This window comes from Butyrivibrio sp. INlla16 (genome assembly GCF_900104155.1).
Taxonomy (GTDB): Bacteria; Bacillota; Clostridia; order Lachnospirales; family Lachnospiraceae; genus Butyrivibrio.
In genome coordinates, this window is record NZ_FMYB01000003.1 from 60036 (window position 1) to 72052 (window position 12017).

General features: G+C 43.8%; 13 protein-coding genes. 1 reads left to right on the forward strand and 12 read right to left on the reverse strand.

Annotated features, from left to right (window positions below):
* Positions 1-46: 46 nt before the first annotated feature.
* The 12 genes from BLR42_RS02210 to BLR42_RS02265 all read right to left on the reverse strand — a co-directional run bounded on the left by BLR42_RS02210 (position 47) and on the right by BLR42_RS02265 (position 11525).
* Entirely contained in the window at positions 47-343 is a 297-nt protein-coding gene (locus BLR42_RS02210) for a hypothetical protein (RefSeq protein ID WP_091866276.1), read from the reverse strand.
* A gap of 22 nt (positions 344-365) precedes the next feature.
* Entirely contained in the window at positions 366-1007 is a 642-nt protein-coding gene (locus BLR42_RS02215) for an HdeD family acid-resistance protein (RefSeq protein ID WP_091866278.1), read from the reverse strand.
* A gap of 22 nt (positions 1008-1029) precedes the next feature.
* Positions 1030-1644: a ribosome biogenesis GTP-binding protein YihA/YsxC gene (gene yihA, locus BLR42_RS02220; RefSeq protein ID WP_022760864.1), complete on the reverse strand. Its 615-nt coding sequence runs from the start codon at positions 1642-1644 to the stop codon at positions 1030-1032.
* 50 nt (positions 1645-1694) lie between these two features.
* Positions 1695-2969, reverse strand: coding sequence for an ATP-dependent Clp protease ATP-binding subunit ClpX (gene clpX / locus BLR42_RS02225; RefSeq protein ID WP_091866280.1), 1275 nt, complete (start codon positions 2967-2969; stop codon positions 1695-1697).
* Between the two features lie 2 nt (positions 2970-2971).
* Positions 2972-3574 carry an ATP-dependent Clp endopeptidase proteolytic subunit ClpP gene (clpP, locus tag BLR42_RS02230; RefSeq protein ID WP_022760862.1) on the reverse strand — a complete coding sequence of 201 codons (603 nt, stop codon included), beginning with the start codon at positions 3572-3574 and terminating at the stop codon, positions 2972-2974.
* Positions 3575-3731: 157 nt separating this feature from the next.
* Positions 3732-5180 carry a trigger factor gene (tig, locus tag BLR42_RS02235; RefSeq protein ID WP_091866283.1) on the reverse strand — a complete coding sequence of 483 codons (1449 nt, stop codon included), beginning with the start codon at positions 5178-5180 and terminating at the stop codon, positions 3732-3734.
* 228 nt (positions 5181-5408) lie between these two features.
* Positions 5409-6014 carry a CYTH domain-containing protein gene (locus BLR42_RS02240; protein WP_091866285.1) on the reverse strand — a complete coding sequence of 202 codons (606 nt, stop codon included), beginning with the start codon at positions 6012-6014 and terminating at the stop codon, positions 5409-5411.
* Positions 6015-6023: 9 nt separating this feature from the next.
* Entirely contained in the window at positions 6024-6575 is a 552-nt protein-coding gene (locus BLR42_RS02245; RefSeq protein WP_091866287.1) for a DJ-1 family glyoxalase III, read from the reverse strand.
* Between the two features lie 68 nt (positions 6576-6643).
* Positions 6644-8224 (reverse strand): extracellular solute-binding protein, encoded by a 1581-nt coding sequence (locus BLR42_RS02250; protein WP_091866289.1) that lies wholly within the window; start codon positions 8222-8224, stop codon positions 6644-6646.
* Between the two features lie 79 nt (positions 8225-8303).
* Complete coding sequence (gene malQ / locus BLR42_RS02255) at positions 8304-9866, reverse strand: 4-alpha-glucanotransferase (RefSeq protein ID WP_278289105.1); 1563 nt, start codon at positions 9864-9866, stop codon at positions 8304-8306.
* A 49-nt stretch (positions 9867-9915) separates the two neighbouring features.
* Positions 9916-10842 (reverse strand): carbohydrate kinase family protein, encoded by a 927-nt coding sequence (locus tag BLR42_RS02260; RefSeq protein ID WP_091866292.1) that lies wholly within the window; start codon positions 10840-10842, stop codon positions 9916-9918.
* An 80-nt stretch (positions 10843-10922) separates the two neighbouring features.
* A complete protein-coding gene (locus BLR42_RS02265; protein WP_091866295.1) occupies positions 10923-11525 on the reverse strand; it encodes a TetR/AcrR family transcriptional regulator in 603 nt (200 codons plus the stop codon).
* Positions 11526-11681: 156 nt separating this feature from the next.
* Here BLR42_RS02265 and BLR42_RS02270 point away from each other — a divergent pair, with 156 nt between their 5' ends.
* Positions 11682-12011, forward strand: coding sequence for a hypothetical protein (locus BLR42_RS02270; RefSeq protein WP_091866297.1), 330 nt, complete (start codon positions 11682-11684; stop codon positions 12009-12011).
* Positions 12012-12017: the final 6 nt, after the last annotated feature.

The following is a 12017-nucleotide window of genomic DNA, read 5'->3' on the forward strand; positions in this document are numbered from 1 at the left end:
AACATCAAAAAAAACTGCAAGACAAACAATTGTTGTCTTACAGGTTTTACTCATCATCTCCAAGTCCGTAGTAGAGAATTTCATTATATCTGGCATTGGCTTCCTCACTGGCTTTCTTATCTTTCCATCTGCTCACATCACTGCAAATAGCCAGCATCTCGTCCACTATAAGCTCAGCGCTTTGCGGCTTCACATTATACAAATACGCCAACATACGCTGCATAGCTTTGGGGCTTCCAAGCTGCCTTGCCACCTGATCTCCAAGTTCTCCGGGAAACCCAAGCTGTTCCACTGCATGAACCAGCTCATCATTGGCCCTTGCCCATTCCACTCTGTTATCCATAACTCCTTCTCACGGATTAGCTCTAATTATCTAAATCCTTGCTTTCCACATCAATTATTTCCTGCTTCGCCTCTTCCTTCGGCTCCACTTCTACACTCTCCACATCGACAATCTCTTTTCTGTTCACCTTATCTACCTTGTGAATTCTTGAGATGATCCAAAGGTTTGAAGCACCGTTGTACGCAAGTGCTGCACCGATTATCTGCACCACATATTTAACCATGGTTATAGGATTGAAAACAAGAAACGCTCCTGTCGCAATCGTAAGCGCCGCAAGAATAAGCGCAACCCACCAGTTTTTATAACTGTTTTTTCCAAGACTGAGAGTCTCACCCAGATTCATGATTCCGCTAAAAAGCATGATCACACCGGCAATAACGGGAATTATAGCCTCAAAAAATTCCGGATTAATCAAAATCCAAACGCCCACTACCGCGATAACAAGCCCAAATCCGAGTGAACCGTTCTTTGTTAGTACGTTCTGATTTTTCGATGCAAGTCCTGTCACCACAGATATCACTCCGGCGGCAAGTACTACTGCTCCAATAACCTTCGTAAGGATATTGAGTGAGGTTCCGGGAAGGAATATAAGAACCAGTCCAACCACGATAAGCGCTATTGCATCTACCAGAATATTCTTTTTAAGCCTTACGAAAAATCCCATATGGGACCTCCTTCATCTGTTCTTATTCTTCCTGAGACTCCTGTGGTCTGCACTCCTCAAGGAGTCTGTCCATCAGCTCATAGATTTCTTCTCTTCCGGCCTTACTCTGCGCCGAAAAAGGAAGAATCATTCCATCCTCAGGCATTCCAAGGGTCGTCTTAATCATATTCAGATGCTTCTCAAGCTGACTGTTCTTTATCTTATCAGACTTAGTAGCAATGATAATCGGGCTTACTCCCTGTGAGACAATCCATTCATACATCAGCTTATCGTTCGCTGATGGCTCATGCCTTATGTCTATCAGCAGAAAAACCTGTTTAAGCATTCGGGATTTATTCAGATAATTCTCTATCATCTTTCCCCATTGCTTTTTCACAGACTCCGGAACCTTCGCAAAACCATATCCCGGAAGATCCACCAGATAGAACTCATTGTTAATGTTGTAATAGTTTATTGTCTGAGTCTTTCCCGGTTCCTGACTCACTCTGGCATAATGCTTGCGGTTCATAAGTCCGTTGATCAAAGACGATTTTCCTACATTACTTTTCCCCGCAAATGCAAACTCCGGTTTGTCATTCTGGGGAAGCTTACTCGTAACACCGATTACAGTTTCAAGATTTACATTTTTAATTACCATAAAAACCTCTTTAAAAAAGGCAGAAATGCTCTGCATCTCTGCCTCAAAAATCACTTCGCCGGTTTAAGTCTCTTAGCCTCATCCTTGTAAACAATCAGAGGACTTGAAGAACCGCTGACTGCTTCCTCGGTAACAACGCACTCTGAAATGTTGTCATCCGAAGGAATCTCGTACATAACATCCATCATAGCCTTTTCCATAATGGATCTTAAGCCTCTGGCACCGGTCTTCCTCTCGTGAGCCATCTCTGCGATCTTATCAATAGCGTCATCCTCGAAGGAAAGCTTAACATCATCAAAATCGAAGAGTTTCTGATACTGCTTAACAAGAGCATTTCTGGGCTCTGTAAGAATTCTTACAAGTGCCTCCTTGTTAAGGCCTTCAAGAGTTACACAGATCGGTACACGTCCTACAAATTCAGGAATAAGTCCGAACTTAGTCAGATCCTGAGGAGTAACCTCTTTTAATACCTCTCCGATCTCTCTCTCGGTCTTATCTGCAATCTCTGCATTGAAACCGATAGAATTGCGATCAAGTCTGGCCTCAACAATCTTATCAAGTCCATCAAAAGCACCACCGCAAATGAAAAGAATATTTGAAGTATCAATCTGGATCAGTTCCTGATGAGGATGCTTACGTCCACCCTGCGGAGGAACGCTTGCTGTTGTACCCTCGATTATCTTAAGAAGTGCCTGCTGAACGCCCTCACCTGAAACGTCACGGGTGATTGAAACGTTCTCACTCTTCTTGGTTATCTTATCGATCTCATCAATATAAACAATACCGTACTGTGCTCTCTCAACGTCATAATCAGCTGCCTGAATGAGCTTTAGGAGAATGTTCTCAACGTCCTCACCTACGTAGCCGGCCTCTGTAAGAGTTGTAGCATCGGCAATCGCAAAAGGAACGTTTATAATCTTAGCCAGTGTCTGCGCAAGGTAGGTCTTACCTGAACCGGTGGGACCAACCATAATAATATTGCTCTTCTGAAGCTCTACCTCATCATCGACGTTATGTGCCTTGGGTGCCATAACACGCTTATAGTGGTTATATACCGCTACTGAGAGAACCTTTTTAGCCTCGTCCTGACCGATTACATAGTCATCGAGAAAGTTCTTAATCTCAACGGGTTTAAGAAGATTGATGTCCCTGTCATCGTGCTGCGCGGGCTCATCTTCAAATTCCTCTTCAATGATATCGGCACAGATGTCTACACACTCATCACAGATGTAAACGCCCGCAGGTCCTGCAATCAGCTTCTTGACCTGGTTCTGTGTCTTGTTACAAAATGAGCAACGAATCTCACCGTTGTTTTTACCTGCCATAATTACTTATCCTTTTCTTCCTTTGGTCTTGATTCAATTACTGAATCGATAAGTCCATACTCAAGAGCCTCCTGAGCTGTCATCCAGTTATCGCGCTCAGTATCTGCTGCGATTTGCTCATAAGGCTTTCCTGTATTCTCTGATAAAAGAGTATTCAGTTTTTCCTTTGTACGAATGATGTGCTTAGCCGCAATCTCAATCTCAGTTGCCTGGCCCTGAGTTCCTCCGAGGGGCTGATGAATCATGATCTCAGCATTTGGAAGAGCCATACGCTTGCCCTTAGCGCCGCCTGCAAGAAGGAATGCTCCCATACTTGCTGCCATACCGATGCAGATTGTGCTGACATCGCACTTGATGTAATGCATTGTATCGTAGATAGCCATTCCGGATGTGATCTCACCGCCGGGGCTATTGATGTACATGTGAATATCCTTACTGGGATCCTCTGCTTCGAGGAACAGGAGCTGTGCAACTACAACACTGGCTGAAACGGAATTTACTTCCTCGCCCAGGAACACAATACGCTCCTTCAAAAGTCTTGAATAAATATCGTATGAGCGCTCGCCGCGACTCGTCTGTTCTATGACATAAGGTATTAAACTCATTTAAATCGCTTCCTCTCTGTTATATTTAGAATATAATACCAAATTATTATACCCCATTTTATTCATTTTGCGCAACCTTGTGGATTGACGCCCACAAAAAACCTCCCTGAATATTGTAATTCAGGGAGGTGAATATTTGATTTATTTAGAGAAAGAATTATTCTTCTGTCTTCTTTGCTGCAGTCTTACGTGTGCGCTTCGGCTTCTCCTCAGCTGCATCGTCGTCCTTCTTAGCTGCTGTCTTGCGAGTACGCTTCGGCTTCTCTTCGCCTGCATCTTCGCTCTTCTTAGCTGCTGCCTTCTTAGTTGTCTTCTTAGCGGCAACTTCCTTAGCATTCTCTACAAGGAACTTAGCTGCCTTCTGAACAAGAAGATCATCCTTAAGAGTCTTGATCTCACGATCTCCCATGAGTTCCTTAACCTTGTCAGCTTCCATGTTGTACTGCTTAGCCATCTTCTCAAGTTCTTCCTGAATCTCATCCTCTGAGATTTCGAACTTCTCAGCTGCAGCTACAGCCTCAAGAACAAGTCTTGACTGGATGCGCTCTACAGCCTGAGGCTTAACCTGCTCCATCATCTGATCAACAGTGTTGCCTGTGTACTGCATGTACTGCTGCATGTTCATGCCCTGATACTGAAGTCTCTGAGCAAAGTCGTTAACGATCTGTCTCTGCTGAGTCTCGATCATCTTCTCAGGAAGCTCCATCTCTGCGTCCTCGATAACAGCCTTAACTGCCTCGTCCTCACGCTTAGCCTTAGCTTCGTTTTCCTTGCGCTCTGCGAGCTTCTTCTTTACATCTTCCTTGTACTCAGCTACTGTCTCGAACTCAGAAACATCGCTTGCGAACTCATCGTTAAGCTCAGGAAGCTCTCTGGTCTTGATAGTCTTAACTGTGCACTTGAAGGTAGCATCTTTTCCTGCAAGATCCTCTGAGTGATAATCCTCAGGGAACTTAACATTAACTTCACCCTCTGTACCGATCTCGAAGCCTACAAGCTGCTCCTCGAATCCGGGGATGAAAGAACCTGAACCGATTGTAAGAGGATAATCTGTGCCCTTACCGCCCTCGAAAGCAGTTCCGTCAACGAATCCCTCAAAATCAAGAGTTACGATATCACCATCCTCAACCTTGCGGTCTGTAACCTCGATTGTTCTTGCGTTTCTATTACGCTCCTGATCGATCTCAGCATTGATCTCGTCCTCGGTTACGTCAAGATCCATCTTCTCAACCTCAACGCCCTTGTACTTGCCAAGCTTAACTTCAGGCTTAAGAGCAACAGTTGCTGTGAAGATAAAAGGCTTGCCTGCCTCAAGCTGTGATACCTCGATATCGGGATTGGAAACAACATCCTCACCACACTCATCAACAGCCTTAGGATACTCCTCATTGATAACTTCGTTAGCAGCATCCTCGAAGAATACTTCCTTACCATACATACGCTCGATCATATGACGGGGTGCCTTACCCTTACGGAATCCGGGAATCTGGATCTTGTTCTTCTGCTTGTTGTAAACCTTGTCGATTGCCTTGTCGAAACTCTCAGCTGCAACTTCGATTGTAAGCTTAGCCATGCTCTTCTCGAGCTTTTCTACTGATACGCTCATTTTTACGTAATTCCTCCTATTAATACATATAAAATCGTTGTAACTATCCGTATCTGCAAATCGAATGATTTTAAATAGTTACAAATTAATGTACACAACTCAGATTGTGATATATAAAACGACCTGTGCTACTTACCTCGGCACAGTCGCCTAAAGATTATAGCACAGGTCTGATTTATTTTCCATATTAATTTATAATTCGTAAAAAGCAGCTCAAACGCTTGATTATTATACCATTTCAGAGCAGTCTCGCAACTTCTCCGTACTCATATGCGCATTGCTGTATCTGACATCACCGGTAACATCCTCCTCAAACCAATCCGCCATGTGATAAGCTGCTGCCGCTTCTTCGCTCGGAAACTCCACTTCAGCCAGAATTCTGCCATCAAACGGTGCGCCGAAAACATCCAGTTCAATTTTGATATCTCCGCTTTCAAATGCTTCTCTTGTAGCGGAATTCTCTCTCAAAAAAGCTTCTTCAAACGCATCCTCATTTACAGGAATAATATACCTCTTTTTCCTGATTACATTCCCGTCTGCTTTTTCAACAAGATGATCATATGAGTCTTTATCAAGCGGAAGGTTATATTCAATCTTGCCTATATCCTTTTGAACACCGGCATTGTCACATGCTTCGCTTTCCGAGTCACTCTGACCGGATATCCCGAATCCTTTGTAACTCTTATATGTCATGTAATATCTGTCATCCTCGCGTCTTACCCTAATTGCCGGCACAACACTAAGATACCCCTGTTCAATAATATGTACAGGATATTTTTCCAGATTCTTGGGCAATTTCTTAACCGTAAATTTTCTTTCAATCTCAAGTCCCATATTCTAATCCTACAGCCTGAATACAACCTTTTTTCCGAGTTCGTCTGCTGCCTCTTTGCCACAAAAGCGCTCAACGATAGCAAGTCCGAAAGGAATAGCGGTTCCCATGCCCCTGCTTGTTAAAATATGTCCGTCGACTGTTGTCTCCGTCATCTGTACATCGGCGCCTTTAAGTTCTCCCTCAAGTCCCGGGAAAGCGCATGCCTTCCTGCCGTTTAAAAGTCCTGCTCTTCCGAACACGCCTGGAGCTGCACAGATAGCACTGATGTACTTACCTGCCGCATCAAAAGCGCGAACCTGTTCCATCAGTTTTTCTGTCTTTTCAAGATTCGTGGTTCCCGGCATTCCGCCCGGAAGAACCAGCATATCCATAGCATCAAAGTTAACCTCAGACAAAAGCTTATCTGCCTTCACCTCAATACCGTGAGATCCGGTAACGTAGAGTCCCTCCATAACCGATACCATGTCAATATTAAGTCCGGCTCTTCTGCACAGATCAACCACTGTCAGAGCCTCTATCTCCTCAAATCCATCCGCAAGAAAAATTGCAATATCAGCCATTCTCAAATCCTCCAACTGTAAAACTTTTCCCAAAAATATTTACAATAACCATTTTCAAAAAACTTCTCTCACTTACCAAACCTCAGCTCACCGCTGTCATAGCGTGAAGCTCTCTCGTCAAGAACTTCTTTTAGCCCAAGATCCAGCAATCTTGAGTACTCATCATGCTGTGTCCTGTCAAATTCGCTGGTGGGACAACAGATCAAATTATATGCATATTCCACCAGCGCCACATCCAGGTCAACCTGATATTTCACCTCGGATTCAAGCACACTACTGCAGGTAGGGAATGTAAACTGATCCGTCAAACATACATCATAGTAATTCTCAAACCAGTCCGGTGTTTCCCATCCGCAATTTTCCGTCCACAAAGACACCTGAGCTTCATTGTCATCAACAAAATCAAAATGTTCATTTACTATGCAGTAATCACCTGGCGTCCCGGAATAGCCGCGCGAGAACAGCTGCTCCTTTGACATGGTCATAGCTGCGCCAGATTCAGTATCTTCATGATCCGGTGTAAAGTTTACCATCTCGGCATTAGCAGGATCTGCAAGCCAGTTGAGATATTTCACAACCGCATCTGTCTTATCCTTACTGGTAGCAGGAACCATCACATACATTCCGTAATCCGGCTCCGCCACATTTCTGTACCCTCCCCCGGGAAGATCAAAACACAGAATCGGATCAAGTTCTATAGTAGGATCCTTTTCCTTCAAAATAGATACATAAGTAAAAGGGCTGGACGAATCATCCACCAAAAAGCCGACTTTTCCAGACTCTGCATCCGCAACATATTTTGAATTATCCGAATCTGCAGTAAAATCCAGAGAGATAATCCCATCATTGTAGAGCTTGTTTAGTACCCTCAGTCCTTCTACTGCCCCGTCAGCCACAACCATATATCTCTCGGAATAGATGAATGCATCCCTCTCCGAAAGATTCTCCACATAGGAACCGACAAAGCCCTGATAAAAACGTTCAGAATGAACATCTCCGCCCATAGCCCAGGGAATTACGCCATCCACTCCTCCGGGATTTTGCTCTTTTACAGCATACAAATAAGATATAAGTTCCTTCTTGGTCTTAGGCACACTGATTCCCAGCGCATCACACCAGTCTTTTCTGATATAGGCGGTATGCCTTGGGGACTTAAAGCCTCTCCTTTTCATTACAGCAACCTGAAGATCATTATAGGAACCCATATACTGAATATCACCGATGTATTTCTCAATATTCTGACCGTACTTTGACAGTGATTCGGTTAGATCCGCAACCTTGCCCTGCTTTGTCATATATCCGAACACAGAGGATGAATATGTGAAAACAATGTCTGGCGCTATGTTCTCATCGACCATCTTCTTGATGGTTTCATCAGAAGTGGATCTTCCCACGCTTACAAAATGAACATCTATGCCACACTCATCCTTTACCTTGGCTCTTATCCAGTTAGCGAGCGTATTATCATCAGCTGTGTAACCTTCAGGCATGTTGTCACGATCCCACACCATACAGGTTATGGAATTAACGTCTACCTGATTATCATCGTTTTCAACCGTCTGCTGCTCACCAAGTGCACCACAGCCCACAGTAACAGTCAAAAATGATACCACTAAAAATACGCTTATTGCCCGGGATAATCTACTCATAGTAAGTCCTCACATTAAGTCACATTCACCTTAGCTCGGAGCATTTATCATCTACAGTCAAAACAATTTCGTTATACTTTTATAAAGCACTTCTTCCGTAAGTCTTTGCCATATCAAGCATCTTTTCCGCAAGTTCATCGGTAAGCACACCGTTCTTCATGCGCCAGGTCCAGTTCTTACCGAGAGTCGAGGGAATATTTATTCTCGCCTCACTTCCGAGTTCGAGATAATCCTGCATGGGAATTATCGCTGTTTCGGATACACTTGCAAAAGTAGCACGAATAAACTCCCAAACAACGCCCTTGTTACTCTTAATATTCAGATACTTCTTGGCAAAACGCTTGTCTTCCCTTGGTATCGTATTAAACCAACCGAGAGTTGTATCGTTATCATGCGTTCCCGTATATACTATGCTGTTTTGTACATAGTTATGCGGCAGATAATCACTCTCTTCTCTGGCGTCAAATGCAAATTGCAGAATCTTCATTCCCGGGAATCCGGTTCTCTTAACCAGCGCAATAACAGAAGGAGTCAGGTATCCCAGATCCTCCGCAATCACTCTGCAGTTACCGAGCTCTTTTTTCATAACATCAAAGAGCTTGTAACCCGGGCCCTTCACCCAAGTTCCGTTCTCAGCAGTAGGCTCGCCGAACGGGATGGAATAGTATTCATCAAAACCGCGGAAATGATCAATTCTGACTACATCATAAAGCTCATAGCAGCTCTTTATGCGCTTAATCCACCATTTAAAGCCGGTCTTCTCGTGATAATCCCACTTATATAAGGGATTGCCCCAAAGCTGTCCTGTTCTTGCAAAAGAATCCGGAGGGCAACCGGCAACCGCTATCGGAAGGTTCTTCTTATCCAGCTGGAAAAGCTTGGGATTTGCCCAGGTGTCAGCCGAATCAAAAGCGACATAAATCGGGATATCACCGATAATGTCTATATTCTTCGAATTAGCATAGGCTTTGAGTTCAAACCACTGCTTCATAAAAATATACTGTTCAAACTCATAGAGTCCGATTCTGTCAGCATACTTTTCTCTTGCAGTCTCCAGTGCTTCCTTTTTTCTGAGCCTGATATCCTCCGGCCACTCATTCCAGCTAAGGCCGTCGTAGCGCTTCTTAAGTGCCATATAAAGAGCATAGTCAGCAAGCCAATCCGAATTCTTCTTCACAAAGGCTTCAAACTCTTTTTTAAGCGCAGGCTTCGCTTTTTTCTTGCTGTTTTCGGAAAGACCGCTGTTAACATAAGCGGTGTAAAGTGTAAGATCACGAGCCTTGAAAAGTCTCTCATAATCCACAAGCTCCTCGCTGTTTCCGAAGTTTACCTTATCAACCTCGTCCTTCTTCAAAAAGCCCATCTCTATCAGCTTCTCAAGATCGATAAAATACGGATTTCCCGCAAAGGTTGAGAATGACTGATACGGAGAGTCTCCGTAGCTTGTGGGACCAAGCGGCAGTATCTGCCAGTAGCTCTGTCCGGATTTTTCAAGAAAATCCACAAATTCATATGCTTCCTTGGAAAATGTTCCGATGCCGTACTTAGAAGGCAGGCTGAATACAGGCATCAGTACGCCGCACCTTCTTTTGTTTTTTACTTTTTTTGCCATTTTTTCTATCCTTTTCTTTTTTACCCTCATCCGTCAGCTCCGCTGACACCTTCTCCAAAGGAGAAGGCAAGAGTTATTATCATAGTCCGTTGTCTCTGATCCCCCAGATAAGATTACGCCACTGCTCCATCTGTTCAGTTGTCATGAAGCCGTTTGAAGTTCCCATATATCCGATCTTGTAGGATGAGAACAAAAGCGCATTCTTGATGGAGTTGACCGAATCCTCGGTCTCCTGGTAATAGTGCAAAAAGCACGAAAACAGCGCATTACCGGCACCCACCGTATTGACGATTTCATTTGTCTTAACGGTCTTGTAATCGGCAATGAATTCACCCTTTTTATCAAACAGGATAACACCCTTGGAACCGCGGCCCATGATGATGATCTCGGTACCGTAAGTCTTACTTATTCCGCGGATGAAATCATAAGGATCTTCCTCGAGCTGATCATCCGAGAAATACAGAATAGTAGCCGCATCCAGGAAATCTCTGTTGTATTTTTCCTTTTCCCTGCAGAAATTACGGATGTTAACCGCTACCTTTTTCCCGTGCCCAGCTGCAGCTACGGCAAAAGGTCTGCAGAAATTCGCGTTCGCAAGAACTACCATGTCTGCCCAACCCGCAAGAGGTGCAAACATTGACATGTCATAAACCTTGTCGCGCAGATCCTTGATATCCTCGAATATCTGTCTTCTGCGTTCCTTGTCATAGAGAATTACACAGTTCGGAGTTTCCTCCATCATCTGCACAACATATTTTGTAGAGAGCTCAATCTTGCTCCCCGGAGGGTTAAGATCTTCAACGGACTTATCCCTTCCGATGATGGACATGAATTCAACCTCATCACCAAGCCATCTGAGCGCCAGGGACTCATTATAAGCATCGCCGCCAAGTCCGGTATAAATGGAATTGACCTCTGTTGTGAGCGGCGCATACTCAATTGGGACCTTATTAACTCTGACAATTGTCTCAACCTGCGTGATACCTGCTACGACGAATTTTCCCATGTGTGCCTCCTTTGTATAGGATAATGTACCTGATAGGAGTGTCAGAAAAACGATTTCCTAACAAGCAAAATTTTTTATGATTAATCATATGTAACTGCTCTAAGCATGTTCATATGTTTCATAACCTCTTTAAAATAATCCTCCGGCTGAAAAATTCCCTCTCTGAACATTCTCTCCAAAATCTCTTTATTTATCATCTGAATCATGTCACCGACAAGCTGATAGTTGGCTCCCGGCTTAAATCTTGTGATGTCACCCCTGTCCAAAATGCTCTGTATCATTGCTTCGTAACCTTCTCTGGTCTGAAGAATCGCAGATGCTGCCTCCGGTGTATCTTCGGCTTCCGCTTTGTATAAAAACAGCTGAATATACGGATACTGCTGCATGCAGACAGATAATACCTTTTCAATTTCCTCTCTTATAGTGAAAAAGTCGGTGATATCACCTGATACAGCGGCGCGTATCTCCAAATTGATAACGCGGATGCTGTAATCGTACACAAACTGGTAAAGTCCCAGCTTGGTCTCAAAATAATGAAAAATCAGCCCCTTGCTGATTCCTGCCAGCTTAACGATATCGTCCGTACTGGCATGGAGATAACCGCCGAGAGCAAAGGCTCTAAGCGCAGCGTTGATGATACGATCCTGTTTTTCCTTCTTAAGATCAAAAAATTTCTCGTTCATTAAAAACGCGTCTCCTAAAATTGACCGGACTAGTCCATTTCAATATAGCATTTCACGTCTCTTTTTACAACATTTTGCTGACAAATGCTTTTCTTATCTGACGATTTGTATTAAAATAAATTTTGCAATATGAAATTCTCTTACGAGGAGGGTACAATGGCTAAGCATTTCGGAAAAGTAGTATTATTTGCAGCTGCTCTGGGAGCTGCAGCAGCCGGTGTTTATTACTATCTTACTCAGAAGGACTGCGTTCTTACTGATGATTTTGATGAATTTGACGACTTCGAAGATATCGATGATTTCGAAGATGATGATACCGGAAGCCCGTTTAAACGTCGCTATGTAAATCTCGGCGATTCAGAGGCGGAATCTGAAGAGGAAGCTTCTTCAGAGGAAGAAAGTGTTCCCGATAAAACTGAGGAATTCTTCGATGATGATGAGGATGACGACATTAACGACCTCAAGAAGATGGACGGTGCTCTGTAAACTACT